The following is a 26,988-nucleotide window of genomic DNA, read 5'->3' as shown; positions in this document are numbered from 1 at the left end:
CTTCTTTAAGGATGATAAATGAGTCCCGCTAAGGGACGGGACGAGTCTTCTGACGAAGGATGTAGATTGTCACGCAGGCCGAGCTGACCACCATGAACACGCGTGCCCAGAAATAGGGTACTAGCCAGCTGGAGACTCCAATGCTGATCCACATGGTGAGAATGGCGTAGATTTTTCCCTTGAGCGGAATCCCTTCACCTTCCAGATAATCCTTGATCCAGGGGCCTAGCCGAGGATGGTTGACCAGCCAGCCATAGAAGCGCTCCGAGCTGCGCATAAAGCAGCCCGCTGCGAGGAGGAGAAAAGGGGTGGTTGGTAGAAGAGGCAGAAAAATGCCAATCACGCCCAAGGTAACACTGACCCAGCCCAGCGTCAGCAGGCTATAACGGACCCAGGGCCGCCGGCTGACGCGTACATCTCGTTCAGGCATTCGATGTTGAGAGCCTCAGTGACGAGGCTTTAGCAACGCTGGCTTTTCTTCAGGGGCATGGCACAGCAGGAACAGCTGCGTCAGGATTTCCGGAATCTGCGAAACCATGTTATCGACCAGTTCAGGGTCTTCAGCGATATCGCTGAATTCAGCCTGTTCTTCGAAAAGGCCTGAACCAACCATGATGGGCAACAGCAGCTCGCTGACTTCTTCCTCAGCCTGCTCGAACCAGACGGCTTCACGCAGGAAGACGCCTTCCATGAATCCGATACACCAGCCGCGCAGGTCGGAGTCATCTGGATCGTCGCCTAGCTCCAGGTCGCATGGAAGCTCAAGCTCTTCATCGCTGCCCAGTATGCGCAGGATATGCGCCTTGAGCTGGACAAGCGTGGATTCGATTTCTTCGCGCTGTGCATCGCTGGTGTAATGCGGCGGCTCGGCGAAAAGGGCATCGATCCATTCACGCTCGGGTACGTCTTCCGGGCAAATGGCCAGAGCGGTTAGATAACCGTGCGCTGCGATGTAGTCGAGCGCTTCCTCATGCAGGTCGTCCGCATCAAGAAACTCACGGAGACGGGACAGTTGTTCAGCGAAGGACATCGGTTACTTACCTCGGAAAACGGGCTGGATATACGATAAAGGCAGTCGCGTTACGATGATGTTCCCGCAAATCGCCTATTGGGTTCCATATTGTTCATAGGCTGAACTCGGGAAAGCCACACGGACGACGTGCATGTTGTCACGTTCTGCAACTGCCTCAACGAAGCCGATTGTAGACGAGCCGGTGCGCCGCGGCAAAAGGCACGTCATTAATCTAGCCAATCTGGCCCTTCTATCAGGGCTTTGTTACAGCCTTGGGCATTGAGTGACGGATAACCGGGCGTTTCTTGTCAGTGCCCGTATAATGCGCGCCATCAAATGGAGGCAGCATGTTCGATCAAGCTTTGCGTATTCTTAAAGACGTCTTTGGTTATGACGCGTTCCGTGGCGATCAGGCCCGGATCATCGAGCGCGTTGCCAACGGCGGAGATGCGCTAGTGCTCATGCCTACAGGTGGCGGCAAATCCCTGTGTTATCAGGTACCCGCCTTGTTGCGTGAGGGGCTGACCGTTGTTGTCTCGCCACTGATCGCCTTGATGGATGATCAGGTTGCGACGCTGGATGAACTAGGCGTGCCGGCGGTTGCGCTCAATTCGACGCTTTCGCCCGAGGCACAGCGCGATATTGCTGCACGGCTTGAGCGCGGCGAGATCAAGCTCTTGTACCTGGCGCCGGAGCGTCTGGTGCAGCCGCGCATGCTGAATTTCCTGCAGCGACTCGGCAACATTGCACTGTTCGCCATCGACGAGGCGCACTGCGTTTCTCAGTGGGGGCACGATTTTAGGCCAGAGTATCTGCAGCTTGGCCAATTGGCAGAGCAGTTTCCCGATGTGCCACGCATTGCCTTGACCGCTACGGCAGACATGCGGACCCGGGATGAAATGATTCAGCGACTGCATCTGCAGAATGCCGAGCAGTTTCTATCCAGTTTCGACCGACCCAACATTTTCTACCGTATTGTTCCCAAGGAGCAGCCTCGCAAGCAGCTGTTATCGTTTCTGACGCAGCATCGGGGTGATGCGGGCATTGTTTACTGCATGTCGCGTAAAAAGGTCGAGGAGGTAGCCGAGTACCTTTCCGCGCAGGGTTTTCCCGCCTTGCCTTACCATGCAGGGCTTTCCAACGAACTGCGTGCGTTTAACCAGAAACGTTTCCTCAACGAGGAAGGGCTCATCATGGTCGCGACTATTGCCTTTGGCATGGGCATCGACAAGCCGAACGTTCGCTTTGTCGCGCACCTGGACCTGCCCAAGAGTCTGGAGGCGTATTACCAAGAGACTGGACGAGCAGGGCGGGATGGTTTGCCCTCTGATGCCTGGATGGCTTATGGATTGCAGGATATCCTGCTGCTTCGCCAGATGATGCAAAGCTCCGAAGGGGATGAGCGTCATAAGCGCGTAGAGCGCAACAAACTCGAAGCCATGCTGGCATTGTGCGAAGAGACACGCTGCCGCCGGCAGGTACTGCTGGCCTATTTCGATGAAACATTGCCTGAGCCCTGTGGACATTGTGATAACTGCGTAGACGGTGTCGAAACCTGGGATGCCACCCAGCCGGCTCGGCAGGCATTGTCAGCCATCTATAGAAGCGGTCAACGGTATGGCGTAGGCCATCTGGTCGATATCCTGCTGGGGCGGGAAAATGACAAGATCAAAAGTCTGGGGCATGAGCGTCTGGCTGTTTTCGGCCTTGGTAAATCGCTGGCTGAAGATGAATGGCGAACCCTCTTTCGTCAGCTGGTAGCGCGTGGTTTCGCTGACGTGGATGTAGACGGCTTTGGTGGTCTCCGTCTGACGGAGGCATGCCGTCCGCTTCTGCGTGGGGAAACGACGCTCGAGTTACGCCGCGATCCCAAGCCGCAGCGTACACGCGGTAACAATTCCGGCCCCAGCGCAGCCAGCCAATTGGTACGCTCTGAAGAGCGTCAGCAGTGGGAGGCCCTGCGTACGCTGCGTCGGAAACTGGCAGAAGAGCACGGAGTGCCTCCTTATGTCATTTTCCCGGATGCAACCTTGTTGGAAATGTTGCGGGGACAGCCACGGACCTTGCACGATATGGGGCGTATCAGTGGTGTGGGCGCGCGTAAGCTTGAACGGTATGGCCAGGCTTTTCTTGATGTGCTGGCAGACGCCCCAGCAGCACTGGAGCCTGTTGCCGATGTTCGTCATGAGGTCATTACCCTAGTCCGTGCGGGTATGACGCCTCCGCAAATCTCACGGCAGCTTTCCTGCTCTGAGAAAAATGTTTACAGCATTCTGGCGGAGGCCATTGCACGACAGCAGCTTTCACTGGAGCAGGCGCTTGAGCTGCCCGATGATCTTGTAGGCGAAATCCAGGATGCGTTTCTGGAGGAAGAGGGCGACTTGCCTCCAGCAGCAGCGCTGGCGGATCGATTCGCTGACCAAGTGCCTGTCGGCGTTTTGTATTGCATAAGGGCTGCACTGGCTGCAGAGCTTGCAGAGTGAAGAGAGATAAGCTGCCAAATGTACTGATTGCGGGGATAAACTCACTACCAAAACTAGATTGTAGGCTGTTTAATAGCTAAACAATAATAACCGTCAAAACGATAAGGTCATTGGTCCATGCCGCAAAACGATCCCCATCTCTTTGGTCGCCAGCTTTTCCATGTTTCGCGTGCCTGGCGAGCAGAGCTTGATCGCCGTCTGAGCCATTTGGGTTTATCCCAGGCGCGCTGGCAGGTCTTGCTGACCCTTGCACGCATGAAGGATCAGCATCCTACTCAACGAGAGCTGGCCCAAAGTGTCAGTGTAGAGGGGCCAACATTGGCTCGTCTTTTGGACGGACTTGAAGCTCAGAAACTGGTGCGCCGGGTAGCGGTGAGTGAAGATCGTCGAGCCAAGCGCATCATGCTGACAGCTGCCGCTGGCCCGCTTATTGAAAAGATTCAAGCCATTGCGGATGAGCTGCGTGAAGAGTTGCTGGCGGGTATTGATGACTCCGCGATTGATATTTGCCAGCAAGTCCATCAGAAAGTACTGGCCAACCTCGAAAAACGAGGCCAGTAATCGGAATCTTCGCGGCTCCGCTGAGGGCCGCGTCGTATCGGTTTGTTCCTCTATACTTTCAGTGCTACTTTTTTAATAGCGCTCGCTAGTCGATTTTCTAAACTTTCTACGAGCGCAGCCGTTGCCGTTGTCAGGGCGGTAATTTTTTTATTTGCAGTTAGGGCGCTGAATGGCCACGAAAAACGTTAATCGTTTTCGAACTCTCGTAATAGTATCCGGCCTGGTGCTGGGCGTTGGCAGCAACTCTGTCTTTGCGGTCGGGCTGGGCAACATCACGCTTCAGTCTTCCCTCTATCAGCCTCTTAGCGCGCGCATCGAGCTGGTGGATGTCGGTGAGCTTGAGGCCAGCGATTTTCACATCGGCCTTGCGTCTAATGACGAGTTTGCACGTTCTGGCCTCGATCGTACTCAGTTCATGAGCGACATGCACTTCACGCCAGTGATTGAGCCGGGCGGCAGGAGTTATATTCGCGTCACATCGACCCGTCCGGTTAGCGAGCCTTATTTGAGTTTTCTGGTTGGTCTTGAGCTGCCCGGCGGGCGTCAGTTGCGTGAGTTCACTGTGCTGATAGATCCGCCCGGCTATCAGGTGCCTGCAAGCCCTGCGGTGAGCCGGAGCAACAGCTATACGCAGGTAGAGGCATCACGTCCTGCTGCACCCCGTGCTTCGCGGCCGTCTACGCCTCCTGCGCCTACACCCAGACCAGGCCTTCAGGCAGGTGCTGCTACCTACACGACACGCGCAAACGATACGCTCTGGCAGATTGCACAGAAGCTGGTTCGCCAGGCGGGTAAAGGTTCTGTTCAGCAAGTGATGGAGGACTTGTATTCGCTGAATACCAATGCATTTGCCGCGGGCGACATGCACCGGCTCAGGGTAGGGCAAACGTTACGTCTTCCTGCCGACTTTTCTACTCCTGTAGCAGGGGCTGAACAAAACGGCGCATCGATTGCTGCTCCGGTGCAAAATCCTCCTCGTGAACAGTCCTTACCGTCAGAGTCGCCCACGAATATTGCCCCGGTACAGGCTGGAGTGGAGCAGACAGTACCTACGGCGGTTGCTCAGCAGGATCAGCTTCTGCTTCGTATGGCTCAGCTGCAAACTCAATTGGAGCAACTCCAGGCTCGTCTGGATGAAACCGTAAGGGATAAGGATAACCAGATCGCAGCGTTGCAGCAGGAGGTTGCTCAGCTGCGTACCTCTGAAAAAACAAGCGATATACCCTCGCCAGCGGATCCGTCTTTGGCGCCGCCCCCGTCAACTCTTTCCGACAGTAATATAGAGGTAGCCCGGGCGCCGTCTGAAGATCCTTCACAGGCACCCACCATTGCTCCGTCTGCTCCAACTACGCTGCCTGAACAGAGCGCTTCGCAGACCCTAAGCCCTCTTGTCGCACCGTCACCGGTGCAAGCCGGCGCAGAGCAGGAAAGGGATTGGTCATCCTATTATTTATGGCTGGTTCCTGTAGCCGCCTTGCTGGCAGCGGCCGTCATTGCGTTACGTCGTCGACGTACACGGGAGGAATCGGCAGTTGCTGTAGTGACTGGTGTACCTGAAGGGGACGAGCCCGATCATGACGGTCATGCTCTTGTGCCGCTTGTCGAGCCAGCGGTTATAGCTAGCCGTGTGGAACCGCATGATGCTGAGCCTCAGATACCTGTTTCACCCCAGCATGCCACGCCCAAGGCTGACGATGAATTTCTGGGACGTGCCGAAATTTACCTGGCTTATGGACGTTATAACCAGGCTCGTGAGGTGCTTGAGGAAGGCATCGCCGAGCAGCCTGGCCGCCTGGATCTGCGCATGATGCTGCTCCAGGTGCTGGCTGCTTTAGGTGAGAGAAAGCTGTTTGCCGTTCAAGAGGCGGCCGTTCGTGAATTGGGTGGCGATACGCAGGCAATCGATCAGCTAAAGGCACTCCTTCCAGGCATGATCGAGGAATCGGCTGAGGAGCAGAGCGTCAAAGCTGAAGAGGAACCTCTGGAGGTTTCTCTTGATCTGCCCGACGATCTGGAAGAGCAGTGGAAACCTCAGCTTGACTTGAAAGCTGACGAAATGAAGCCCACTCAAGCCGATATCGAAAATTTCGATCTGGATTTACAGGACCTCAGTTTTGATGACGCTATTGCCCTTACAGAGCTGCTAGACGCTGAGCAAGGACATGAAAAAGCTAAGCCTGCTGAGGCGCTGGACGATGATTTTCCTTATACGTTAGGAGAGTTGCCATCAGTGGATGAGCTGGACATGACGCTGGACGAGCATTTCGCCAGCCATGTGCCGAGCGCCTCGGTGGCAGACAATGAGCTGAGCGATTATCCAGCTAGCCCTCTGTTGCAACAGGCGAAATCCTGCATGGCCCAAGGCGATATGCGGGCAGCCAGCGCTATTCTTCAGCGGATCCTCAATGAAGGAAACGATGCACAGCGCCATGAGGCAGAGGTACTACTGGCGCGCATTGCTTGATGCGCGCTGTAAACGTCTAATTTGAGCCTTAGAAGTTATTTCCGAGATTCAGGTAAACCGCTCGTTGGCCGTCATCATTTAATCCATAGCTAAAGTTAAGCGGCCCCAGTGGAGTATCGAATCCCAGGAAAATACTACCTGCGGTGATTGAGCCGCTGTCATAGTTATTTCCATTGTTCCAGATACGCCCTTGCTCAAGACTTCCTCCGAGATAAACAGGGAAGTCGAGCGGTAGGAGTGAGCGCTCTGTCATCCGACGATAATAGATCAGCCGCCCCAACGTGTAATTCTGGCCAGACAGGGCATCCTGTCGATAACCGGAAAGTTGCCTTGCGCCGCCCAAGAGATAGCTGCTGGTTACCGTGTCAATATCGTTGAACGTTCGGCCGTAATAACCACCTAGAACTACAGTGTACTGGCCAAACGTCAACGCCTTGTCTAATTTGAACTCCATCTGCTGGTAACGCTCATCCGAGCCAAGGCTGGTATCAAATTGGCGAAGGGTTACAGAAATATCTTCTCCCTCATTGGGAAAGTCCACATTATCCATGGTATCGAATGAGTATTTCAGCTCATAGAAGCCTTCGCTAAAGGTATCGGTCGGGAGATTCGAATTGCCGATATGGACCTTCGTTTTACCCCAGCGCTGACCGATGCCAAAGCGGATCTCGCCATTGTTGTTGATCTGTCTCCCCACATTAAACCCGTACCCATACCGCTCACGACGATATTCAGCTATAGGATCATTATCCTGGACGGCTTCGATGTTTTGTGCGTCCGCACTCAGATAGGGCGCAAAGAAATATCGTGAGCCTACATCCAGCGGCTGATAGAACTCTGTGTAAAGTTCTTGTTTGTCGCCAACCTGAAGGCGGGTCAGCCATTCGGCGCCTAATTTATTGATGCCGTTTATCCGATAGCTGGCGCCTATATTGAAAGCGCTGTCGCCCTCCATGTCGTCTGAAAGACTCAAGCCTAGCCGCAGAAAATCAGTGCCGCTGCGTTTTCCGAGTGCATGAATTACAAGGGCATTATCGTCTTCGCCTTTTTTCTTTTGTCGGACGATGCGGTATTCCACCTGATCAAAGTAGTCGAGCCCATAAATGGTGCCCATATCGTCTTTTAGCTTTTCTAGATCAAGCGGTTCGCCTAATGACTGACGTATGTAATGCCGGATAACACTGTCGCTTACCTTGGAGTCGTTTTCGATCCGTACCTCTGTAATGATCGGGTTTCGCTGCCCCGGCTGGCGTGCAATGGACAATGCAATGTCCGTATCGTCCACCGGCGGGCGCCTCAGACTGGCCAGGCGAGAAGACAATGCCTGAGTGGCGCGATAGCCAGCGTCAATTAATTCATTGACGCTACCAAAGTCAGCGCTGGTGTACGCAGCCAGCGGTGGTTCAACCAAAATATCTTTGGATGTGAGTGTTGCCAGCTGAGCTTCGGAGTTGTTGCGTGTCATCAGGGTAGTGGACTGGTTGAGCACGTCTACAACGGTAGTGAGCTCCTTGCGTTTCAGCAGTGGAGTGCCGATATCAACAGCAATAACCCTATCAACGCCCATGCTGCGAGCGACATCGATAGGGATGTTATCAACCATGCCACCATCGACTAGCAAGCGTCCGTCTACATCAACCGGTGCAAATACGGCTGGAATTGACATGCTGGCTCGAATAGCCCGGGGCAAATGTCCCTTGCTGAACACAACTTTTTCGCCTGTCACGATATCAGTGGCAACGGCACGAAAGGGAATAGCCAATTTATCGAAGTTTCGCGTTTCGCTCGTGTGGACCAGCAGGCTTTCCAGTAGCATGGAAAGGTTCTGGCCTTGAATGACACCAATCGGAAGGCCCAGCGTTCCATCGTCTCGAAAGCTGAGTTGCTGCTTGATGAGAAAGTCTCTGTCATCCTGCTTTCGTCGAAACGGAACGTCCTTACGGGGAGGTTGATCCGAAAGTACCTGCTGCCAGTCCATTTCTTTGGCAGTGCGCTCGATTTCATCAACTTTATAGCCAGCTGCATACAAACCGCCAATGACTGCGCCCATGCTGGTTCCAGCGATAGCATCGACATGAATGCCTTGTTCTTCCAAAGCTTTCAATACACCAATATGAGCCAGACCACGCGCTGCGCCTCCAGACAATACCAGCCCTATTTTAGGGTGAGCTTGGTCACTCCATGAAAGGCTTGGCAGTAACAGTAGTAAGCAAAGAAATAGGTATCGCATGAGCAAGCCACAGGCAGGCGAGAGACGGGAAGCTTATTATAAGCAGCTCAAAAGAGGAGAATGGGATGACTGAGCAAAAGCCAGAGGTGGTTATTACCTATTGCACACAATGCCAGTGGCTACTGAGGGCGGCCTGGATGGCGCAGGAGCTGTTAAGTACCTTTACCACTGAACTGGGCCGGGTCAGCCTTGAGCCGTCGACAGGTGGTACTTTTCAGATTACTTGTGATGGGGCTCTCATATGGGAAAGAAAACGAGATGGAGGTTTTCCTGAGGCCAAGGTCTTGAAACAACGTGTTCGCGACCTTATTAATCCGAATAAGGATTTAGGTCATAGTGATCGGCAAGGTAAGCAAGATTCTATGCCTGAGCAATAAAGCCGCTCAGGCATAACTGCGAATCCTGGCGTCACACCTCGGAGGTCATCCTTGCATTGGCAGGCTCGCTGATTCGTTCAGTTCTTGCTGGTGCAGCTACTTCCGCAGCGCGGATGTTAACGGCATGCAAACCCTTGGGGCCTTGAATGATTTCAAAATTCACGGCCTGGCCAGCTTTCAGTGTTCGATAGCCGTCCATCTGGATTGCTGAATAATGAGCGAATAGGTCTTCGTCGCTTCCTTCCGCTACTATGAAGCCGTATCCCTTGGCATTGTTGAACCACTTGACTTTGCCGCTGAGCATGCTGGCATCCCTCTGCAAAGGACTCCACAGGTGGAGTATTATCCCACTACAGTCCCGTTCAGATAGTCTTGAACGCACTAAAACACGGAACCCCTGGTACCCTTATGGGTATCCAAAGGTTTTAACACCCTTTTAGGGTTAGTCAAGGCGATGCGATATTCGCCTGAGAAGTAGATCAAGGTCTTTGCGGACCTTCTAATCCATTCACTAGAAAAAATTTCTTGAGCATGCATCCAATCAGCCATATTCGACTAACATCAGAACAAGGCCCTTCACATCACGAGGATGACGGTGCAGGCCTGGCTGTCCAGGAAGCAAAACCTGCATTGAAGGCTCCGTCGTTGTATAAGGTACTTATGTTCAACGACGACTACACCCCGATGGAGTTTGTTGTTGAGGTGCTTGAGAAGTTCTTTAGCATGAATCGTGAAAAGGCCACACAGATAATGTTGGTCGTTCACACCCAAGGTAAGGCCGTGTGTGGAGTCTTTACTCGCGACATTGCTGAAACCAAGGCCATGCAAGTGAATCAATATGCTAGGGAGAGCCAGCATCCGCTCCTTTGTGAGATTGAAATAGAAAGTTGATCTGTGCCTGGCTATGAGGTGAAGCTATGTTGAATCGTGAGCTCGAAGTCACCCTCAATCTTGCCTTCAAGGAGGCAAGAACGAAGCGTCATGAATTCATGACTGTCGAACACCTCCTCCTCGCGTTGCTGGATAACGAAGCGGCTGCAACAGTGCTTCGTGCATGTGGTGCGAACATGGATAAGTTGCGGCGGGATCTGCACGAGTTTATCGACTCGACGACTCCGCTCATCCCGCAGCAAGATGAAGATCGTGAAACCCAGCCTACGCTTGGTTTCCAGCGTGTCCTGCAGCGTGCTGTTTTCCATGTGCAAAGTTCCGGCAAGCGAGAGGTAACCGGAGCGAACGTCCTTGTTGCGATTTTTTCAGAGCAGGAAAGCCAGGCGGTCTTTTTGCTCAAGCAACAGAGCGTAGCGCGTATTGATGTTGTCAATTTTATCGCTCATGGGATCTCCAAGGTGCCTGGCACCAATGAGAGAGACCAAGAGCAGGATCAGCCTGACGAGGAGGGCGGAGAAACAACCGCCAGCAACCATCCTCTGGAGGCTTATGCAAGTAATCTGAACGAGTTGGCTCGTCAGGGTCGTATCGATCCTCTTGTCGGTCGTGAGAACGAAGTAGAGCGTGTCGCCCAGATTCTGGCTCGCCGCCGCAAGAACAACCCTTTGTTGGTGGGTGAGGCCGGGGTAGGCAAAACGGCGATTGCTGAAGGTTTGGCTAAGCGCATCGTTGATGGGCAGGTGCCGGATCTGCTGGCTGATAGTGTCGTTTATTCACTTGACTTGGGTGCGCTGCTGGCTGGTACCAAGTACCGCGGCGATTTTGAGAAGCGCTTCAAGGGGTTGCTACACGAGTTGCGTAAGCGCCCCCATGCTGTGTTGTTTATTGACGAGATCCACACAATCATCGGTGCGGGTGCCGCATCTGGTGGTGTAATGGATGCTTCCAACCTGCTCAAGCCATTGTTGTCATCGGGTGAAATCCGCTGCATCGGCTCAACAACCTTCCAGGAATTCCGCGGTATTTTCGAGAAAGATCGTGCCTTGGCGCGCCGGTTCCAGAAAGTTGATGTGGTTGAGCCTTCCGTTGAAGATACCTTTGGTATCTTGCGAGGCCTGAAAGCTCGCTTTGAGCAACATCATGGTATTGAGTACAGTGATGAGGCACTGCGTGCCGCCGCCGATTTGGCTGCGCGTTATATTAATGATCGACATATGCCGGACAAGGCTATCGACGTCATTGATGAGGCGGGTGCTTTCCAGCGATTACAGCCTGAATCGAAGCGTGTGCAGCGTATCGAAGTCGCACAGGTTGAGGACATCGTTGCCAAGATTGCTCGAATTCCTCCAAAGACGGTCAATACGTCGGACAAGGAGCTTCTGCGTAATCTGGAGCGCGATCTGAAATTGACGGTATTTGGTCAGGACATGGCAATCGACTCGCTGTCGACTGCTATCAAGCTCTCGCGAGCTGGTCTTAAATCGCCCGACAAGCCGGTCGGCTCCTTCCTGTTTGCCGGTCCTACCGGTGTTGGTAAGACAGAGGTGGCAAGACAGCTAGCTAAAGCGTTAGGGATCGAATTGATCCGCTTCGATATGTCGGAGTATATGGAGCGTCATACCGTTTCGCGTTTGATCGGTGCGCCTCCTGGCTACGTTGGCTTTGACCAAGGTGGTCTGCTGACTGAAGCTATTACCAAGACGCCGCATTGTGTACTTCTGCTTGATGAGATCGAAAAGGCGCATCCTGAGGTCTTTAATCTGCTTCTGCAGGTCATGGATCATGGTACGTTGACGGATAACAACGGCCGTAAGGCTGATTTCCGTAACGTTATTGTGATTCTCACGACCAACGCAGGTGCTGAAACCGCTTCTCGTGCCTCGATCGGCTTCACGTTGCAGGATCACTCAACCGACGCAATGGAAGTTATCAAGAAGAGCTTTACACCTGAGTTCCGTAATCGCCTGGATACCATTATCCAGTTTGGTCGCCTTAGCCACGAAACCATCAAGAGCATCGTGGATAAATTCCTCACTGAGTTGCAAGCTCAGCTGGAAGATAAACGCGTTCAGCTTGAGGTCTCGGATGCTGCCCGCGGCTGGCTGGCTACCAATGGTTATGATCCTCAGATGGGAGCTCGGCCCATGGGGCGTCTCATTCAGGATAAGATCAAGCGGCCGCTGGCTGAAGAGATCTTGTTTGGTGAGTTGGCTGAACATGGGGGGGTGGTTCACATCGATCTCAAGGGTGATGAGTTAGCCTTTGAGTACGAAACTACGGCGGAGCCTGCATAAAGAGGTTGCGCCCACAAAAAAGCCCGGCATATGCCGGGCTTTTTTGTGGAGGTATCAACGAGCGCGATACGTGATTCGACCTTTACTCAGATCGTAGGGCGTCAGTTCCACGCGCACCTTGTCTCCGGTTAGGATACGAATGTAGTTCTTGCGCATCTTTCCAGAAATATGCGCCGTAACGACGTGCCCATTTTCCAACTCCACGCGGAACATGGTGTTAGGCAGGGTGTCGACGACAGTACCTTCCATTTCGAAGCTGTCTTCTTTCGACATAGGTTATGAAGCCCCTCGGTAACATAAAAATGCCTGGACCATCCAGGCGGAAAATCGGCATGCATTGTGCCCGAAAAACTCAATCGATGCCATGTCTGATGTCAGGACACTCGAACCCAGCGTTGATTGACAAAGAGTTCGATTGGCCGATATTGAGTCTTATAGGACATCTTTCGACAGCCTTTGATCCAATAACCGAGATAAACCGCTTCAAGATTCAGGCGTGCCGTTTCCGCGATCTGCCAGAGAATGCCAAACGTACCAAGACTTCTACGTTCCTCGTCTGGATCATAGAAGGTATACACGGCAGACAGGCCGTTGGGTAACACATCGGTTACTGCAACGCCAACCAAGCGTTCGCCCAAGCGCATTTCGTAAAAAAAGGCGTAAGGCAGCTCCCGGATAAGAAAGGTCGTAAACTGTTCTCGGCTTGGAGGGTACATGTCTCCGTCTGCATGCCGTTCCGTAATGTAGCGTGCATACAGTCGATAATGCTCTTCTGTAAAGCGAGGCCTACGCTTTTCAATGGTGATATCTGCATTTCGCTTGAGAATACGCTTCTGACGTCTATCGGGAACAAAATCGGCAGCGCGAATACGTGCCGGAACGCACGCCTTGCATTGCTGGCAGTGAGGTCGATATAGATGATCTCCGCTGCGCCTGAAACCTAATTCAGAGAGTTCGGCATACAGCTGGCCGCTCATGGGTTGGGCGGGGTCGAGAAAGAGCGTGGTTGCCTGCTGGTCAGGCAGGTAACTGCAAGTGTGCGGCTGAGTGGCGTAAAACTTCAATCGGGCCAGCTCGCTCATAATCTACCTCTAGGAAAACATGAGGAAGGTAATCAATCCTGTCATGCCGGTTGCGAAGACCAGTCTGCTTTAGATGTTTCGTCCAGGTATCGTGCCAAATAGTTCGAAAATTGCGTACGAGAAATGCTCGTCGCGCCAAAGCTTTCAAGATGTCGCGTGGGCATCTGGCAATCAATCAGCGCGAAGTCCCATTCCGCCAGTTGCTGAGCCAATGTAGCGAAACCAACCTTGGACGCATTGGCGGTGCGGCTAAACATGGACTCTCCAAAGAATAGTTTACCGATTGCCAAGCCATACAGGCCGCCGACGAGCGAGTCCTCTTCCCAAACTTCGACTGAATGAGCAATGCCTCGTTTGTAAAGCTCTACATAGGCCTGCTGCATTTCCGAGGTGATCCATGTTTCGTGGGTATAATCTCGTGGTTCAGAGCACCCCTTGATGACCTGCGCAAAATCTTTGTCAAAGGTCACCGTAAAGCGTTGCTGACGAATCAGCTTTGCAAGGCTGCGAGAGATATGGATCTCTTCAGGTATCAATACCGTTCTGGGGTCGGGCGACCACCAAAGAATGGGTTGGTCAGCCTGGAACCATGGAAAGCAACCGTGACGATAGGCGGCAATCAAGCGTTCGGGTGAAAGGTCACCGCCTATCGCAAGCAGCCCATTAGGTTCGCTCAGCGCACTACTGAGCGGCGGAAATTGTATAAAGTCGCGTTTCAACCAAGTCAGCATGGAAGGGGAGGGGGTTAACAAAGTAGTCTCCAGGCTAACTCCGATTACTGGCAAGCGCCAGTTTTCCCTTTTGATTTAAACTTTGTTGAGGAATGCTGCATAACTCTTTGTCACAACAGCAAAAGAATGTTCCAATGCATGGTTCACGGCTAAAGTCGTGGTAAAAATAGGTCATTGTTGTTGCGACTCGGTTTTTCGTATGGAACGAGCTGCGTAGGGTCGTAGAATGCTGCCTTGTTTCTTTTCATCTTCACGTTGTCGGTGCAGGAAAAGTCGCGTTTGAAACAATCTACTTCTGCCAGCCATGTGACACAGTGGCGCGAACACCTTCATTATCGTTTGAAGGAGGTGTTGCTTATCGCATTAGCCGCCTTGTGTCTGTATACACTGATGGCTTTATTGACCTATGACCCCTCTGATCCAGGCTGGACGCACACCAGTCGTATAGATCAGATCCACAACGCTGCAGGGCGTGCTGGCGCATGGCTGGCTGATGTCCTCTTTATGGCGTTGGGATACTTCGCTTTCATTTTTCCGTTGCTGTTAGGCATCAAGACCTGGCAGGTGTTCAGGCATCGCTATATGCCATGGGAATGGAGCGGGTGGCTGTTTTCATGGCGTCTGACCGGACTGGTTTTCCTTATTCTGGCAGGCTCTGCACTGGCTTACATTCACTTTCACGCTGACGCCCATTTGCCGGCTTCGGCAGGCGGTGCGCTTGGAGAAAGCCTGGGGCAACTTGCCCTTAATGCTCTAAATGTGCAGGGCAGTACATTGCTATTTTTAGCAGTATTCCTGTTGGGCCTCACCGTTTTTACCGATCTCTCCTGGTTTAAGGTCATGGACCTGACAGGAAAGATTACGCTTGATTTATTCGAGCTTGTTCAGGGAGGCGCCAGCCGCTGGATGGGTAGCCGCAGTGAGCGGAAGCGTCTTGCTTCACAACTGCAGGATGAAGAGTATTACGACGATGAAGAGCTTGAGGTTGAGGAGGAAGAACCTCAGGCGCCTATCAAGCGAGAAGCTAAAAAGACTCGTGAGCGTGTCGTTGAAACCGTTGAGCTTGATGATGAATCTCTGGTGCCTGAGCGCAAGTCCGTTCCCGCTATGCCAGTTAATGAGCGGCCTGTAGTGGAAAAGCCTCAAGTTGCCAAGCCAGCACCTCAGATCAATATGCCAGCGCCTGCTCCGATCCCTAAGCCGATCGAGGCAAAACGATCCGCTCCGCCTGCCGCGCACGTTGTTGATTCAGCCGTTGAAGGTACGATACCACCGATATCCTTGCTGGATCCGGCAGAGAAAAAACAGCAGAGTTTTTCTCCAGAGTCGCTTGAGACGATGTCACGTCTGCTTGAGATAAAACTCAAGGAGTTTGGTGTCGAGGTCACAGTCGAGTCGGTTCACCCGGGACCAGTCATTACTCGTTTCGAGATACAACCTGCTGCTGGAGTGAAAGTCAGCCGTATTTCTAACTTGGCGAAAGATCTGGCGCGCTCACTGGCTGTTTTCAGTGTTCGGGTTGTTGAGGTCATTCCGGGCAAAACTACTGTCGGTATCGAGATTCCAAATGAAGACCGACAGATGGTGCGTTTTTCTGAAGTACTGGAGTCTCCTGAATATGAGGCCTCTAAGTCGCCCGTGACGCTCGCCCTAGGCCATGACATTGGCGGTAGGCCTGTTATCGCGGATTTGGCCAAAATGCCGCACTTGCTTGTAGCAGGTACCACAGGTTCGGGTAAGTCCGTTGGCGTAAACGCTATGCTTCTGTCGATTCTGTTCAAGTCGACGCCCGAAGAGGCGCGGTTGATCATGATCGACCCCAAGATGTTGGAATTGTCTATCTACGAGGGCATTCCACACCTTCTTTGCCCTGTCGTGACGGACATGAAAGAGGCTGCCAATGCGCTGCGCTGGAGCGTAGCCGAAATGGAGCGGCGCTATAAGCTCATGGCTGCTATGGGGGTCAGAAACCTTGCTGGCTTCAACCGCAAGATCAAGGACGCGGAGGAGGCAGGGACACCTCTGACAGATCCTCTTTATCGACGCGAAAGCATGGATGACGAAGCGCCGCTTCTAAAAGCGCTGCCTACGATCGTTGTAGTTGTCGATGAATTCGCCGACATGATGATGATTGTTGGCAAAAAAGTGGAAGAACTGATTGCGCGTATTGCTCAAAAGGCGCGTGCTGCAGGTATTCACCTGATCCTGGCCACGCAGCGCCCTTCGGTAGATGTGATTACCGGCCTGATCAAGGCCAACATCCCGACGCGTATGGCTTTCCAAGTATCGAGCAAGATCGACTCTCGAACCATTCTTGATCAAGGTGGTGCAGAACAGCTGCTGGGGCATGGTGACATGCTCTATCTCCCACCAGGCACGGGTCTTCCTATTCGTGTCCATGGCGCTTTCGTCTCAGATGACGAGGTGCATCGCCTGGTTGAAGCCTGGAAACAACGCGGCGCGCCTGACTACATTGAAGACATCCTTGCGGGGGCAGATGAGGGCGGTAGCTCCTTTGAGGGTGGTAGCGGTGGTGATGGCAGTGAAGGAAATGAAGACGATCCCCTTTACGATGAGGCTGTCCGCTTTGTAACCGAAAGCCGCAGGGCCTCGATTTCTGCGGTTCAGCGCAAGCTCAAGATCGGTTATAACCGTGCTGCGCGAATGATCGAGGCCATGGAGATGGCTGGAGTTGTCACGCCTATGAATACGAACGGTTCAAGAGAGGTGATTGCACCTTCTCCTGTGCGTGATTAACCAATGTTTAAGAGGAATTCCATGCGATTGACTCGCTTGTTTGCCCTGGCAATTACAACTTTTCTAAGCGTCTCGGCTCAGGCTGCATCGGATGCAGCGGACCGTCTGTCCCAGTATCTGGAGAAAGCGCAGACCATGACGGCTCGCTTTTCCCAGCTGACTCTAGATGGCTCCGGGACCCGTCTTCAGGAGACTGCGGGTAATTTGAGTCTCAAGCGGCCAGGTCTTTTTCGTTGGCATACAGATTCTCCCATGGAGCAGTTGCTGGTGTCTGATGGGCAAAAGGTATGGCTATACGATCCAGACCTTGAGCAGGTGACTATTCAGAAGCTGGATCAGCGCCTAACCCAGACGCCTGCGTTGCTATTGTCCGGTGATGTGTCGAAGATTGAGGACAGTTTTACAATTACCTACAAGCAAAGCGGTAACGTGACTGATTTTGTGCTCAAGCCTAAAACCAGCGATACGCTGTTTGACAGCTTGCGCCTCTCATTTCGCGGTAACGTAATCAACGATATGCAGCTGATCGATAGCGTCGGTCAACGCACCAATATCCTGTTCTTCAACGTAAAAATGAATGAGCCGGTAAACGCCTCGGAATTCGTGTTTGAAATTCCTAAAGGTGCCGACGTCATTCAGGAGTGATCCTGCCCCATGGATCTATTCCGCGCAACGCCAGTGGCTCAGCCGCTGGCTGCTCGTATGCGTGCCACCACCCTGGACGAATACGTTGGCCAGCAGCATTTGCTTGCCCGAGGAAAACCTCTGCGAGAAGCACTGGAGCAGGGCGCGCTGCATTCAATGGTTTTCTGGGGCCCACCAGGCGTCGGCAAGACGACATTGGCGCGTTTGCTGGCTGAAGTCAGCGATGCTCATTTCGAGACGATCTCGGCGGTTCTTTCCGGTGTAAAGGAGATCCGTCAGGCTGTTGAGATAGCCCGGCAGCAGGCTGCTCAGTATGGGCGTCGAACCATATTGTTCGTTGATGAAGTTCACCGCTTCAATAAATCCCAGCAAGATGCGTTTCTTCCCTATGTGGAAGACGGCACCCTTTTGTTTATTGGAGCGACGACTGAAAACCCTTCTTTTGAACTTAATAATGCGCTTCTTTCGAGAGCACGTGTTTATGTTCTCAAAAGCCTGGATGAAGAGGCCTTAACTCAGCTTACCAATCGAGCGTTGTTTGAAGACAAGGGCCTTGGTAAGCGCCGGTTAAGCCTTCCAGAGGAAAGTCGGAAGATTTTATTGGCCGCTGCCGATGGAGATGGCCGCAGATTACTCAATCTACTTGAAAATGCGGCCGATTTGGCTGAAGACGGCTCAGACATAAGCCCGGATCTTTTACAAAGCTTGCTTGGTGATGGGCGCCGCCGTTTCGATAAAGGCGGTGAAGCGTTTTACGATCAAATTTCTGCGTTGCATAAGTCTGTTCGGGGTTCTAATCCCGACGCAACCTTGTATTGGTACGCCCGTATGATCGATGGAGGCTGCGATCCGCTCTACATTGCTCGTCGTGTTGTGCGGATGGCCAGTGAAGATATCGGTAATGCCGATCCGCGTGCATTATCAATCTGTCTTTCTGCCTGGGATGTCCAAGAGCGGTTGGGCAGCCCGGAGGGTGAGCTTGCTATTGCGCAGGCCCTTGTTTACTTGGCCTGTGCGCCTAAAAGCAATGCGGTATACAAAGCTTTCAACATGGCAATGGCAGATGTCAGGCAGAATGGCTCTCATGAAGTTCCTGTACATCTTCGCAATGCGCCAACCAAGCTAATGAAGTCGTTGGGGTATGGTGAGGAGTATCGCTATGCACATGATGAACCTGATGCATATGCGGCAGGTGAAGATTATTTTCCCGAGGATAAGGCGCCGGTTCATTACTACGAGCCTGTACCACGCGGTTTAGAGCTCAAAATTCGTGACAAGCTCAGTCATTTGGCTGACTTGGATAGGGCCAGTCTGCGCCAGCGGCGGAAAGCGCCATGACACCCATGATCCTGGCTATCGCAGCGGGTGGTGTACTAGGCACTCTGTTGCGATTTATCACGACATCCTGGATAACGGCGAGCTGGCCTAAGCATTTCTACATGGGCACATTGATCGTCAACTATGTGGGCTGCTTGCTTATCGGTGTTTTATACGGTCTTTTCCTTATTCGACCTGATGTGCCTGCGGAGCTAAGAGCAGGGCTTATCGTTGGCTTTCTAGGTGGCTTAACAACTTTTTCTTCCTTTTCCCTTGATACATTACGCTTGCTGGAAGGTGGCCAGGCTTTGCTTGCCATTGGATATGCCACGGCCAGCGTCGTAGGTGGTTTGCTTGCTACGTGGGCAGGCCTGTCATTGACAAAACTCTGATACGAGAAAAAACATGCTTGATGCAAAACTGGTACGTACACAGCCTCAGGAAGTGGCAGAACGCCTTGCCGCGCGTGGTTTCACGCTTGATGTACAGCGCATCGAATCCTTGGAATCAACTCGCAAGTCTGTGCAAACACGTACCGAGGAGCTTCAGGCTGAACGTAACAGTCGATCAAAGGCCATTGGTCAAGCCAAGGCGCGCGGTGAAGACATCGCGCCGCTTCTGGCTGATGTGGACCGTATGGGAGGCGAACTGGAGACCGCCAAGCGTGAGCTGGACGTGATTCAGTCTGAATTGGATGCTCTGCTGCTAGGGCTGCCTAACTTGCCACATGAGTCCGTTCCAGTAGGCACCAGCGAGGAGGAGAACGTAGAGGTTCGCCGTTGGGGCACTCCTAAGCGTTTTGACTTTGAGGTTAAGGATCATGTAACCCTGGGTGAAGCTCATGGTTGGTTGGATTTTGATACGGCCTCTCGCTTCTCGGGTGCTCGCTTTGCCTTGATGCGAGGCCCTATAGCCCGTCTACACCGTGCATTGGCGCAGTTTATGATCAATCTGCATACGGGCGAGCATGGTTACGAGGAGGCTTACACACCTTATCTTGTCCAGGCCGAAACCTTACAAGGCACAGGGCAGCTTCCTAAGTTTGAGGAAGATCTGTTCAAGGTTCCGCGTGACGGTGAAAGTCCGCTTTATCTGATCCCGACTGCGGAGGTCACATTGACCAATATCGCAGCAGGCAGGATTTTGGACACCAAGGCACTGCCTATTCAGTTGGTAGCCCATACCCCATGCTTCCGTAGCGAGGCGGGTGCTTCCGGACGCGATACGCGGGGCATGATCCGTCAGCACCAGTTCGATAAGGTTGAAATGGTACATATCGTTGAGCCTGCAAAATCTTTCGAGGCGTTAGAGGCTCTGACAGGTCATGCTGAGCGTGTTCTGCAACTTCTAGAGTTGCCCTATCGTGTGCTTGCTCTCTGCACTGGCGATATGGGCTTCAGTGCCACCAAAACGTATGACCTTGAAGTATGGATTCCGAGTCAGGATAAATATCGCGAGATTTCTTCCTGCTCTAACTGCGGTGATTTCCAGGCGCGCCGTATGCAGGCTCGGTGGCGTAACCCGGAAACGGGCAAGCCAGAGCTCGTACATACATTAAACGGCTCGGGCTTAGCAGTGGGCCGCACGTTAGTGGCTGTGCTGGAAAATTATCAACAAGCCGATGGAACCATTCGCGTACCGGAAGTCCTCAAGCCGTACATGGGTGGCGTTGAGGTTATTGGCTGATGGAGTTCTTGCCACTGTTTCACAATCTGAGCGGCCGCCCTGTACTGATTGTTGGTGGAGGTGAGGTCGCTTTACGCAAGGCGCGTTTACTTAAGGATGCTGGGGCAATGCTCAAGGTTGTTGCGCCACGCATTCATCCGGCCATGCGAGAATTGATTGGAAATGGTGGCGATTCGTTGATCGAGCGGCCCTACCAGGCAGATGATATGGGTGGGGCCGTCCTGGTTATTGCTGCAACCGATAATGAAGACCTTAACATCCAGGTTTCGGCCCAAGCCAAGGCGATAGGTGTGCCAGTTAATGTGGTGGACTCTCCTTCACTGTGCACTGTTATCTTTCCTGCAATTATTGACCGCTCACCTTTGATTGTCGCGGTTTCGAGCGGGGGAGATGCGCCCGTCTTGGCTCGGCTTGTACGAGCCAAACTAGAGAGTTGGATACCTGCTGCATATGGTGAGCTAGCCGGCCTGGCTAAGAAATTTCGTTCTAAGGTTAAGCGCCGTTTTGGTGATGTCCAGGCGAGGCGCGTTTTCTGGGAAGAGGTATTCCAAAGCGAAATTGGCGAAAAGGTACTCGCTGGCCAGCCTCAAGTAGCTGAGCGTTTGCTTGAAGAGAAACTTTGTAACGCATCCTCAAGCGTTAAGGGCGAAGTCTATCTGGTGGGCGCGGGACCGGGTGATCCTGACTTGCTGACATTCAGGGCTTTACGCCTCATGCAGCAGGCCGATGTAGTCTTATACGATCGCTTGGTTGCTCCCGCTATCCTGGATATGTGTCGTAGAGACGCTGATAGAATCTATGTAGGTAAAAAAAGGGCTGAGCACGCGGTTCCGCAAGAAGAAATCAATCAGCTTTTAATTGATCTGGCCGGTCAAGGTAAGCGTGTCCTAAGACTTAAAGGCGGCGATCCGTTTATCTTTGGGCGCGGGGGCGAAGAAATTGAGCGTCTGGCTGCCCATGGGATCGGATTCCAGGTAGTGCCGGGTATTACAGCTGCCAGTGGCTGTGCGGCCTATGCCGGCATACCGCTGACGCATAGAGACTATGCCCAATCTGTACGCTTTATCACAGGCCATTTAAAAAATGACACGTGTGATTTGCCATGGAGTGATTTGACCTCTCCGGGGCAAACGTTGGTTTTTTATATGGGGTTGGTTGGGCTACCAATCATTTGCGAGCAGCTTATTAAGCACGGGCGTGACGCTTGTACGCCGGCCGCCTTGGTTCAGCAAGGCACCACCTCAAGTCAGCGTGTATTTACGGGAACGCTGGCAGATTTACCTGTTCTCGTAGCGCGCCATGAGGTTCATGCGCCTACGCTAATAATCGTAGGTGAGGTCGTAACCTTGCGTGAAAAGCTGGCCTGGTTCGAAGGCCAATCGCATCCTTAACGGTCACGCTGCCATAAACCTACAGCGGGCAACTGCTCTCGATCGTGAGGCGACGTTAAGTCGAGTGCTGGCCCTTTGGGAATGATCCCGTTAGGGTTAATCGTTTCGTGACTGCCATAATAGTGATGCTTGATATGCTCAAAGTTGACAGTCCCTGCAATGCCTGGCCACTGATAGAGCTCCTTCAGCCATCCCTGAAGGTTAGGGTAGTCTGTAATGCGGCGTAGATTGCATTTGAAGTGTCCGTAATAGACTGAGTCGAACCGTATTAATGTTGTAAAAAGTCGCCAATCTGCTTCTGTCAGGTATTTTCCTGTCAGATAGCGATGCCTGCTCAGGCGATTTTCTAGTTGATCAAGAGTAGTAAACAGCTCTTCAAAGGCGAGTTCGTAAGCGTACTGCTCTGTTGCAAATCCAGCCTTATAAACACCGTTATTCACCTTGGCATAGATAAGCTCGTTAAGTGAGTCGATGTCTTGCTGTAATGGTTCTGGATAAAAATCGATGCTGTTGTCTGTCAGTCCGTCAAATGCATGATTCATCATGCGGATGATATCGGCAGACTCATTGTTAACGATGCACTTATGCTTGTTATCCCAAAGCATTGGTACTGTAACGCGACCTGTGTAATGAGGTGTAGCCTCTAGGTAGCGCTCATAAAGAAACCGCTTGGCTTCATCAAGTGTGTCACCCGTTGAGCCGAGCGTTTGATTAAAAGTCCATCCTTTGTCCTTCATAAGCCAACTAACAACGGATACGTCGATAATACTCTCAAGGCCTTTAAGCTTTCGGAAAATAAGGGTGCGATGAGCCCAGGGGCAGGCTAGAGAAATATACAAGCGGTAGCGGTTAGGCTCTGCCTCGAAGCCTGCCTCGCCTGTAGGGCCAGGCTCACCAGTGGGCGTTACCCAGTGTCTGAACTGGGCGCTTTCCCGCTTGAAGCTTCCATCTTCGCCGGTGTCGTACCAGCGGTCCTGCCATTTGCCTTCTATCAATAGGCCCATCGGCTCCTCTCCATATTGTGGAGCCGTCTATTAATGACGTTGGCTCCAGTAATCTTTTGCCTTGGCTAGAGCGGCTTCCCGGCTGTGGCCAAGCGCTCTCAAACCCAAGGCTATCGTAGAAAGAACGGCCAGTTCGCCGTAGGCATCGTTTGCTTTGCCGGTCCATACATCCAATAGATGATTGGCATCCAGCCGCTCAGGTTTGACGTGTCTTCTTTCTGAAAGTGCAGGCCAGGCTTCATTCCATTCAGTGCCGTACTCTGTGCCATAGAGATGAAAATCATTGTCTGGGTTGACTTCAATTTCACCGCCTTCGCCTTTAATCACGATAGCCTTGTCGCCTAATAGGCGGCTGGCTTCACGGTGAATGGGTTGGTAGCCTGGGTGAAAGATACTTTGCAGGATGCAAGTTGCGTTGAGCGGATTTAACAGTCTGACCAGCGAATGAATAGGCGAACGCAATCCCAACGTGTTGCGTAAGTTGATCATATGCTGCAAGGCAGGCATCCAGTTTTCCAGTGGCATAAACGCCAGGTGGTCTTTATTTAAAGCTTCCTGTGTCTGGTGCCAATCGTTACAAAGATGAATACCCAGCGTTTCTAGAACCTGCTCCGTATATAGTCGTCCTGCTGTATGAGCGCCGCCGCCGTGAATCAGAATCCGCACACCATGGGATGACAGGCATTTGGTGGCAAGCAGAAACCATGGTAAGTGGCGTTTTTTACCTGCATAGCTAGGCCAGTCCAGATCTACTGGAATGGTCGGGGCGTTGAGATGTGCTCGAATAGCATCGGTAAAGCCGGCAAGCTCTTCTGCGCTTTCTTCCTTGTGTCGAAGCAGCATAAGAAAAGCGCCGAGTTGAACATCCTCGACATTTCCCTCAAGGATCATCCCCATGGCGCACTGGGCTTCTTCGCGAGTTAGGCTGCGTGAACCGCGTTTACCTTTGCCGAGTATGCGTATGAATTGAGCAAAGGGATGTTCTTCAGGCGTCGTTATCATAAGCAATTAGTCGGTTTTGGAAGTCCTGCCAGCTTGGCTGCTAGCTTGGCGGGGCTTCCTTTGAAAAGGAGATTCAAATGAAGGCTGTTACCCTTCTCGGGACCTAAGGTTTGCGCAATATATTTAATCAGCGGACGATTAGCTGGGGAAAGCTGGAACTCAGCATAGAAATCTCTAAGAGCATGAAGGATTTCCCAGTGTTCAGGCGTAAGAGGGAGACCCTCTCGAAGAGCCAGCTCCTCAGCTATTTCAACGGACCAGTCTCCTAGATCCAGTAAATAGCCTTCCTTGTCAACATTGAGTGCAGTCATGGCCAGCTATGTACCTTGTCATAAGCTACACAAAGAGCCACAAAACGATCATAGTCAATCATTTCAAAACGAGATGTTTCTCTGAGTCCACGGGCCTCGACATCTTCTTGAAGAGCAAAGCCTTTGACGCCGGTTTGAAGCGTTTCAAGCAGAGCCGCTGTTCGCGAGCTTTCTTGTAGCAGGTATGTAGCGTCGCCCATTAATAAAAGTGCATCCTGCTCCGCAAGTAGCGGTAGGGCGCTGTCTAGCATCCTGCTCTGGAAAGGCGAAGCCAAGATAAGGTGAAGCGTCTTCACAGTGTAATCACCATGTCGTGCTGATTTAAAAGCAGCCGAGCCTCTTCGGTAGATAGGATCTCAACTTCCAGTTCAAGCGTTGATTGCATTACGTTGCGCTCCAGTAAGCTGCTTTCCAATGCATACAGTTTGTCTACGCCGAACAAGGGAAGAGCTTGTAGATTAGCGGTCAGATCTTTTTGCTCAAGATGTGAAGCGGCCTGAGAGGGTTGTAATTGGAAAACACCGTCATCCATAAAGAGCATGGCAATGGGTAAATCGAAAGCGCCGCCTGCTAGGGCAATGTCTAGGGCTTCTCGGGCTGCCATGCCCGACCATGGCGCTTGCCGACTAATAATGAGCAGCGACTTTGCCATTAAATGTCTCCAAAGCAAATGAGGCGATCGGCTTCCTGTGCAGCCTCATGAAGCTGCCCTAGACCAGAAAGCTGCCAGGGCTCGTAAAGGTTGGCACTCTGGCGCCCATGGCGATGAGCCTCTTCCGAGCTCAGAATGCCGCGCCGTAAAGCGGCAGAAATGCAGACGACTGAATCCAGCTTATTTTGCTGAATGAATAAGCCCCATTGGCCCGCCCAGTCTTGCTCATCTTGAGGCGTTACGATGGATGAAGAGGCATTGTGTACTCCATCCTGATAGAAAAAAAGACGAGTGATTTCATGGTGCGCGGACAACACGGCCTCAGCAAACCGAAGGGCTCTTCGGGAGGAGGGCGAGTGAGGTGCGGAAAATACAACGATAGCAAATTTCATAAATAAAAAAGGCCCGCCGAAGCGGGCCTCTCCAGTGCACGTCTCGTTAATCATTGCTGCTGGCAAAGCCTAGCAATTGAAGCAGGCTGACAAACAGATTGTATATCGAGACGTATAGGCTGATGGTAGCCATGATGTAATTATCTTCCCCGCCATGGATGATGGCGCTGGTTTGGAACAGAATTGCTGCCGAGGCAAACAGTACAAAGCCCGCACTAATCGCAAGCTGCAAGCCGCTGATATTCACAAAGAACGACAGCGCTATTGCGCCTAGCAATATCCAGAATCCGGCCATTAGAAAGCCCGACAAAAAGCTCATGTCTTTGCGGGTAATCAGTGCATATGCCGACAGGCCAAAGAAGACCAGGGCAGTCATGCCTAAGGCAGAAGAAATGATGCTTCCGCCATTAGGCAGGCCCAGATACATATTCAGTATCGGGCCTAGGGTGTAGCCCATGAAGCCGGTAAGCGCAAACGTGCTGACCAGCCCCCAGCCACTGTTACGCAATTTCACAGTGAGAAAGAACAGACCATAAAAGCCGATCAGAACTACAAATATGTTGGGATATGCAACACGCATCTGCTGCGAGACGTAAGCTACCAAGCCACTGAAGGCCAGCGTCATTCCCAACAGAGCATAGGTGTTGCGCAGCGTGCGACTAATGTCGCGCCGTTCGGCAACCGCAGGGTTGAAGGCATATTGACGCTCGTTCATAACGACACTCCTAATGTGGTCGAAACCTATTCATACCATAAGATAATAACAACTCTTTGAAAAAAAATAGATTTAAGTGTTTGACAGCGTGTTTCGTTCGGGTAATATTGCGGCCCGCACCTGCGGAGGTGTGGCCGAGTGGTTTAAGGCAACGGTCTTGAAAACCGTCGAAGGGGAGACTCTTCCGTGAGTTCGAATCTCACCGCCTCCGCCATCTTCTTGCTCCAAGTCATCGTGCGTTTATCTCTGACTTGTGTATAGTCGTTACACATTCTTTCGCATTTATTAGCTTGAGACGAGTCTTAGGCTTGTAATTGGCTTATGCATCAGCGTTATGAGGTGCACGGTGATTAAAGTGCTGGTGGTCGACGACCATGATCTGGTAAGGGCCGGTATTATCCGTATGTTGGCGGATGTCGATGGCATTCAGGTCATTGGTCAGGCAGATTCTGGCGAGAATGGATTAAAGCTTGTCAGAGAGTTAAAGCCTGATGTGGTCCTCATGGACGTCAAGATGCCAGGCATCGGCGGCTTGGAAGCTACTCGAAAGCTTCTTCGTAGTCATCCCGAGGTAAAGGTCATTGCAGTAACGGCATGTGAGGAAGATCCCTTTCCGACTCGTCTGTTGCAGGCTGGGGCTTCTGGTTATCTTACAAAAGGTGCGGATATCCAGGAGATGATTACTGCTATACGTCATGCATTTGGCGGTCAGCGGTACATAAGTGCTCAGATTGCTCAGCAGTTAGCGCTAAAGTCTTTTCAACCTCAAAGCAATGGCTCGCCGTTTGATCTTCTTTCAGAGCGCGAAATCCAGATCGCATTGATGATTGCTAATTGCCATAAGGTTCAGGTGATCTCCGATAAGCTTTGCCTGTCGCCCAAGACCGTTAACACCTATCGTTATCGTATTTACGAGAAACTCTCCATTACCAGTGATGTGGAGCTGGCTTTATTGGCAGTTCGTCACGGGATGGTAGACGCTACGAGTTGA

27 protein-coding genes and 1 tRNA gene are annotated in these 26,988 nt (G+C 52.2%); 14 read left to right on the top strand and 14 right to left on the bottom strand.

The window, feature by feature from the left end:
- Window positions 1-28: 28 nt before the first annotated feature.
- Together JQR90_RS10985 and JQR90_RS10980 are read right to left on the bottom strand one after the other, a co-directional pair.
- On the bottom strand, window positions 29-430 hold the full coding sequence (locus JQR90_RS10985; protein ID WP_010794669.1) for a YbaN family protein: 402 nt from the start codon (window positions 428-430) through the stop codon (window positions 29-31).
- A gap of 15 nt (window positions 431-445) precedes the next feature.
- The gene (locus JQR90_RS10980) at window positions 446-1,030 is read right to left on the bottom strand and encodes a YecA family protein (RefSeq protein ID WP_010794668.1); all 585 of its coding nucleotides are present in this window, start codon (window positions 1,028-1,030) and stop codon (window positions 446-448) included.
- 329 nt (window positions 1,031-1,359) lie between these two features.
- On the opposite strand from JQR90_RS10980, the gene recQ reads away from it, so the two are divergent.
- The 3 genes from recQ to JQR90_RS10965 all read left to right on the top strand — a co-directional run bounded on the left by recQ (window position 1,360) and on the right by JQR90_RS10965 (window position 6,520).
- The gene (gene recQ, locus JQR90_RS10975; protein WP_010794667.1) at window positions 1,360-3,495 is read left to right on the top strand and encodes a DNA helicase RecQ; all 2,136 of its coding nucleotides are present in this window, start codon (window positions 1,360-1,362) and stop codon (window positions 3,493-3,495) included.
- A gap of 117 nt (window positions 3,496-3,612) precedes the next feature.
- Window positions 3,613-4,056, top strand: coding sequence for a MarR family transcriptional regulator (locus JQR90_RS10970; RefSeq protein ID WP_010794666.1), 444 nt, complete (start codon window positions 3,613-3,615; stop codon window positions 4,054-4,056).
- Window positions 4,057-4,225: 169 nt separating this feature from the next.
- A complete protein-coding gene (locus tag JQR90_RS10965; protein WP_010794665.1) occupies window positions 4,226-6,520 on the top strand; it encodes a type IV pilus assembly protein FimV in 2,295 nt (764 codons plus the stop codon).
- Window positions 6,521-6,548: 28 nt separating this feature from the next.
- On the opposite strand, the gene JQR90_RS10960 is transcribed toward JQR90_RS10965, so the two are convergent.
- Window positions 6,549-8,750: a patatin-like phospholipase family protein gene (locus JQR90_RS10960; protein WP_073450176.1), complete on the bottom strand. Its 2,202-nt coding sequence runs from the start codon at window positions 8,748-8,750 to the stop codon at window positions 6,549-6,551.
- A gap of 65 nt (window positions 8,751-8,815) precedes the next feature.
- On the opposite strand from JQR90_RS10960, the gene JQR90_RS10955 reads away from it, so the two are divergent.
- Window positions 8,816-9,127: a SelT/SelW/SelH family protein gene (locus JQR90_RS10955; RefSeq protein WP_010794663.1), complete on the top strand. Its 312-nt coding sequence runs from the start codon at window positions 8,816-8,818 to the stop codon at window positions 9,125-9,127.
- Between the two features lie 31 nt (window positions 9,128-9,158).
- Here the strand turns inward: JQR90_RS10955 and cspD are convergent, their stop codons facing one another.
- Window positions 9,159-9,431: a cold shock domain-containing protein CspD gene (cspD, locus tag JQR90_RS10950; RefSeq protein WP_010794662.1), complete on the bottom strand. Its 273-nt coding sequence runs from the start codon at window positions 9,429-9,431 to the stop codon at window positions 9,159-9,161.
- Between the two features lie 227 nt (window positions 9,432-9,658).
- On the opposite strand from cspD, the gene clpS reads away from it, so the two are divergent.
- Both clpS and clpA read left to right on the top strand, forming a co-directional pair.
- Entirely contained in the window at window positions 9,659-10,018 is a 360-nt protein-coding gene (gene clpS / locus JQR90_RS10945; protein ID WP_026004116.1) for an ATP-dependent Clp protease adapter ClpS, read from the top strand.
- Window positions 10,019-10,044: 26 nt separating this feature from the next.
- Window positions 10,045-12,312: an ATP-dependent Clp protease ATP-binding subunit ClpA gene (gene clpA, locus JQR90_RS10940; RefSeq protein WP_010794659.1), complete on the top strand. Its 2,268-nt coding sequence runs from the start codon at window positions 10,045-10,047 to the stop codon at window positions 12,310-12,312.
- 54 nt (window positions 12,313-12,366) lie between these two features.
- On the opposite strand, the gene infA is transcribed toward clpA, so the two are convergent.
- The 3 genes from infA to aat all read right to left on the bottom strand — a co-directional run bounded on the left by infA (window position 12,367) and on the right by aat (window position 14,125).
- The gene (gene infA, locus JQR90_RS10935) at window positions 12,367-12,585 is read right to left on the bottom strand and encodes a translation initiation factor IF-1 (RefSeq protein WP_002553999.1); all 219 of its coding nucleotides are present in this window, start codon (window positions 12,583-12,585) and stop codon (window positions 12,367-12,369) included.
- Between the two features lie 101 nt (window positions 12,586-12,686).
- A complete protein-coding gene (locus tag JQR90_RS10930) occupies window positions 12,687-13,394 on the bottom strand; it encodes an arginyltransferase (RefSeq protein WP_010794658.1) in 708 nt (235 codons plus the stop codon).
- Window positions 13,395-13,435: 41 nt separating this feature from the next.
- Entirely contained in the window at window positions 13,436-14,125 is a 690-nt protein-coding gene (aat, locus tag JQR90_RS10925; protein WP_010794657.1) for a leucyl/phenylalanyl-tRNA--protein transferase, read from the bottom strand.
- 255 nt (window positions 14,126-14,380) lie between these two features.
- Between aat and JQR90_RS10920 the strand changes: the two genes are divergently transcribed.
- The 6 genes from JQR90_RS10920 to cysG are packed head-to-tail and all read left to right on the top strand — an operon-like array spanning window position 14,381 to window position 21,921.
- Window positions 14,381-16,882 (top strand): DNA translocase FtsK, encoded by a 2,502-nt coding sequence (locus JQR90_RS10920; protein WP_230382253.1) that lies wholly within the window; start codon window positions 14,381-14,383, stop codon window positions 16,880-16,882.
- A 21-nt stretch (window positions 16,883-16,903) separates the two neighbouring features.
- Window positions 16,904-17,527 (top strand): outer membrane lipoprotein chaperone LolA, encoded by a 624-nt coding sequence (gene lolA, locus JQR90_RS10915; RefSeq protein WP_010794655.1) that lies wholly within the window; start codon window positions 16,904-16,906, stop codon window positions 17,525-17,527.
- A 9-nt stretch (window positions 17,528-17,536) separates the two neighbouring features.
- On the top strand, window positions 17,537-18,865 hold the full coding sequence (locus JQR90_RS10910; RefSeq protein ID WP_073450179.1) for a replication-associated recombination protein A: 1,329 nt from the start codon (window positions 17,537-17,539) through the stop codon (window positions 18,863-18,865).
- Complete coding sequence (gene crcB, locus JQR90_RS10905) at window positions 18,862-19,236, top strand: fluoride efflux transporter CrcB (protein ID WP_010794653.1); 375 nt, start codon at window positions 18,862-18,864, stop codon at window positions 19,234-19,236. The genes JQR90_RS10910 and crcB overlap by 4 nt, the downstream gene beginning before the upstream one ends.
- A gap of 13 nt (window positions 19,237-19,249) precedes the next feature.
- Window positions 19,250-20,530 carry a serine--tRNA ligase gene (gene serS, locus JQR90_RS10900; RefSeq protein ID WP_010794652.1) on the top strand — a complete coding sequence of 427 codons (1,281 nt, stop codon included), beginning with the start codon at window positions 19,250-19,252 and terminating at the stop codon, window positions 20,528-20,530.
- Window positions 20,530-21,921 (top strand): siroheme synthase CysG, encoded by a 1,392-nt coding sequence (cysG, locus tag JQR90_RS10895; protein WP_010794651.1) that lies wholly within the window; start codon window positions 20,530-20,532, stop codon window positions 21,919-21,921. Before serS ends, cysG begins: the two co-directional genes overlap by 1 nt.
- Here cysG and JQR90_RS10890 read toward each other — a convergent pair.
- From JQR90_RS10890 to JQR90_RS10860, 7 genes are read right to left on the bottom strand one after another with little or no spacing between them, the layout of a single operon-like run.
- Window positions 21,918-22,925, bottom strand: coding sequence for a glutathione S-transferase family protein (locus JQR90_RS10890; protein ID WP_010794650.1), 1,008 nt, complete (start codon window positions 22,923-22,925; stop codon window positions 21,918-21,920). The two genes, cysG and JQR90_RS10890, sit on opposite strands and share 4 nt — an antisense overlap.
- Window positions 22,926-22,955: 30 nt before the next feature.
- Window positions 22,956-23,927 (bottom strand): glycosyl transferase family protein, encoded by a 972-nt coding sequence (locus JQR90_RS10885; RefSeq protein WP_010794649.1) that lies wholly within the window; start codon window positions 23,925-23,927, stop codon window positions 22,956-22,958.
- Window positions 23,924-24,238, bottom strand: coding sequence for a TusE/DsrC/DsvC family sulfur relay protein (locus tag JQR90_RS10880; RefSeq protein ID WP_010794648.1), 315 nt, complete (start codon window positions 24,236-24,238; stop codon window positions 23,924-23,926). Before JQR90_RS10880 ends, JQR90_RS10885 begins: the two co-directional genes overlap by 4 nt.
- Complete coding sequence (gene tusB, locus JQR90_RS10875) at window positions 24,235-24,534, bottom strand: sulfurtransferase complex subunit TusB (RefSeq protein WP_037029547.1); 300 nt, start codon at window positions 24,532-24,534, stop codon at window positions 24,235-24,237. Before tusB ends, JQR90_RS10880 begins: the two co-directional genes overlap by 4 nt.
- A complete protein-coding gene (gene tusC, locus JQR90_RS10870; RefSeq protein ID WP_010794646.1) occupies window positions 24,531-24,890 on the bottom strand; it encodes a sulfurtransferase complex subunit TusC in 360 nt (119 codons plus the stop codon). Before tusC ends, tusB begins: the two co-directional genes overlap by 4 nt.
- Window positions 24,890-25,282 (bottom strand): sulfurtransferase complex subunit TusD, encoded by a 393-nt coding sequence (gene tusD / locus JQR90_RS10865; protein WP_037029544.1) that lies wholly within the window; start codon window positions 25,280-25,282, stop codon window positions 24,890-24,892. Before tusD ends, tusC begins: the two co-directional genes overlap by 1 nt.
- 46 nt (window positions 25,283-25,328) lie before the next feature.
- Window positions 25,329-25,997, bottom strand: coding sequence for a Bax inhibitor-1/YccA family protein (locus JQR90_RS10860; protein WP_010794644.1), 669 nt, complete (start codon window positions 25,995-25,997; stop codon window positions 25,329-25,331).
- Window positions 25,998-26,121: 124 nt separating this feature from the next.
- Between JQR90_RS10860 and JQR90_RS10855 the strand changes: the two genes are divergently transcribed.
- Both JQR90_RS10855 and gacA read left to right on the top strand, forming a co-directional pair.
- Window positions 26,122-26,211: transfer RNA gene (locus JQR90_RS10855), tRNA-Ser, on the top strand.
- Window positions 26,212-26,343: 132 nt separating this feature from the next.
- Window positions 26,344-26,988: a response regulator transcription factor GacA gene (gene gacA / locus JQR90_RS10850; protein ID WP_010794643.1), complete on the top strand. Its 645-nt coding sequence runs from the start codon at window positions 26,344-26,346 to the stop codon at window positions 26,986-26,988.

The organism is Pseudomonas sp. JZ114 (assembly GCF_051027705.1).
Taxonomy (GTDB): domain Bacteria; phylum Pseudomonadota; class Gammaproteobacteria; order Pseudomonadales; family Pseudomonadaceae; genus Chryseomonas; species Chryseomonas luteola.
Note: the sequence above shows the minus strand (reverse complement) of the source record. Positions and strands in the feature narration are given on the sequence as shown.

What these genes read in the sequence shown, in the direction of transcription:
- clpS (WP_026004116.1), top strand. Translation starts at nt 9,659, where the DNA reads ATGCATCCAATCAGCCATATTCGACTAACATCAGAACAAGGCCCTTCA.
- JQR90_RS10890 (WP_010794650.1), bottom strand. Translation starts at nt 22,925, where the DNA reads ATGGGCCTATTGATAGAAGGCAAATGGCAGGACCGCTGGTACGACACC.
- recQ (WP_010794667.1), top strand. Translation starts at nt 1,360, where the DNA reads ATGTTCGATCAAGCTTTGCGTATTCTTAAAGACGTCTTTGGTTATGAC.
- clpA (WP_010794659.1), top strand. Translation starts at nt 10,045, where the DNA reads ATGTTGAATCGTGAGCTCGAAGTCACCCTCAATCTTGCCTTCAAGGAG.
- JQR90_RS10985 (WP_010794669.1), bottom strand. Translation starts at nt 430, where the DNA reads ATGCCTGAACGAGATGTACGCGTCAGCCGGCGGCCCTGGGTCCGTTAT.
- serS (WP_010794652.1), top strand. Translation starts at nt 19,250, where the DNA reads ATGCTTGATGCAAAACTGGTACGTACACAGCCTCAGGAAGTGGCAGAA.
- tusC (WP_010794646.1), bottom strand. Translation starts at nt 24,890, where the DNA reads ATGGCAAAGTCGCTGCTCATTATTAGTCGGCAAGCGCCATGGTCGGGC.
- JQR90_RS10955 (WP_010794663.1), top strand. Translation starts at nt 8,816, where the DNA reads ATGACTGAGCAAAAGCCAGAGGTGGTTATTACCTATTGCACACAATGC.
- JQR90_RS10980 (WP_010794668.1), bottom strand. Translation starts at nt 1,030, where the DNA reads ATGTCCTTCGCTGAACAACTGTCCCGTCTCCGTGAGTTTCTTGATGCG.
- JQR90_RS10965 (WP_010794665.1), top strand. Translation starts at nt 4,226, where the DNA reads ATGGCCACGAAAAACGTTAATCGTTTTCGAACTCTCGTAATAGTATCC.
- JQR90_RS10880 (WP_010794648.1), bottom strand. Translation starts at nt 24,238, where the DNA reads ATGACTGCACTCAATGTTGACAAGGAAGGCTATTTACTGGATCTAGGA.
- tusD (WP_037029544.1), bottom strand. Translation starts at nt 25,282, where the DNA reads ATGAAATTTGCTATCGTTGTATTTTCCGCACCTCACTCGCCCTCCTCC.
- aat (WP_010794657.1), bottom strand. Translation starts at nt 14,125, where the DNA reads ATGCTGACTTGGTTGAAACGCGACTTTATACAATTTCCGCCGCTCAGT.
- infA (WP_002553999.1), bottom strand. Translation starts at nt 12,585, where the DNA reads ATGTCGAAAGAAGACAGCTTCGAAATGGAAGGTACTGTCGTCGACACC.
- cspD (WP_010794662.1), bottom strand. Translation starts at nt 9,431, where the DNA reads ATGCTCAGCGGCAAAGTCAAGTGGTTCAACAATGCCAAGGGATACGGC.
- crcB (WP_010794653.1), top strand. Translation starts at nt 18,862, where the DNA reads ATGACACCCATGATCCTGGCTATCGCAGCGGGTGGTGTACTAGGCACT.
- JQR90_RS10885 (WP_010794649.1), bottom strand. Translation starts at nt 23,927, where the DNA reads ATGATAACGACGCCTGAAGAACATCCCTTTGCTCAATTCATACGCATA.
- JQR90_RS10970 (WP_010794666.1), top strand. Translation starts at nt 3,613, where the DNA reads ATGCCGCAAAACGATCCCCATCTCTTTGGTCGCCAGCTTTTCCATGTT.
- JQR90_RS10860 (WP_010794644.1), bottom strand. Translation starts at nt 25,997, where the DNA reads ATGAACGAGCGTCAATATGCCTTCAACCCTGCGGTTGCCGAACGGCGC.
- JQR90_RS10960 (WP_073450176.1), bottom strand. Translation starts at nt 8,750, where the DNA reads ATGCGATACCTATTTCTTTGCTTACTACTGTTACTGCCAAGCCTTTCA.
- lolA (WP_010794655.1), top strand. Translation starts at nt 16,904, where the DNA reads ATGCGATTGACTCGCTTGTTTGCCCTGGCAATTACAACTTTTCTAAGC.
- JQR90_RS10930 (WP_010794658.1), bottom strand. Translation starts at nt 13,394, where the DNA reads ATGAGCGAGCTGGCCCGATTGAAGTTTTACGCCACTCAGCCGCACACT.
- JQR90_RS10910 (WP_073450179.1), top strand. Translation starts at nt 17,537, where the DNA reads ATGGATCTATTCCGCGCAACGCCAGTGGCTCAGCCGCTGGCTGCTCGT.
- cysG (WP_010794651.1), top strand. Translation starts at nt 20,530, where the DNA reads ATGGAGTTCTTGCCACTGTTTCACAATCTGAGCGGCCGCCCTGTACTG.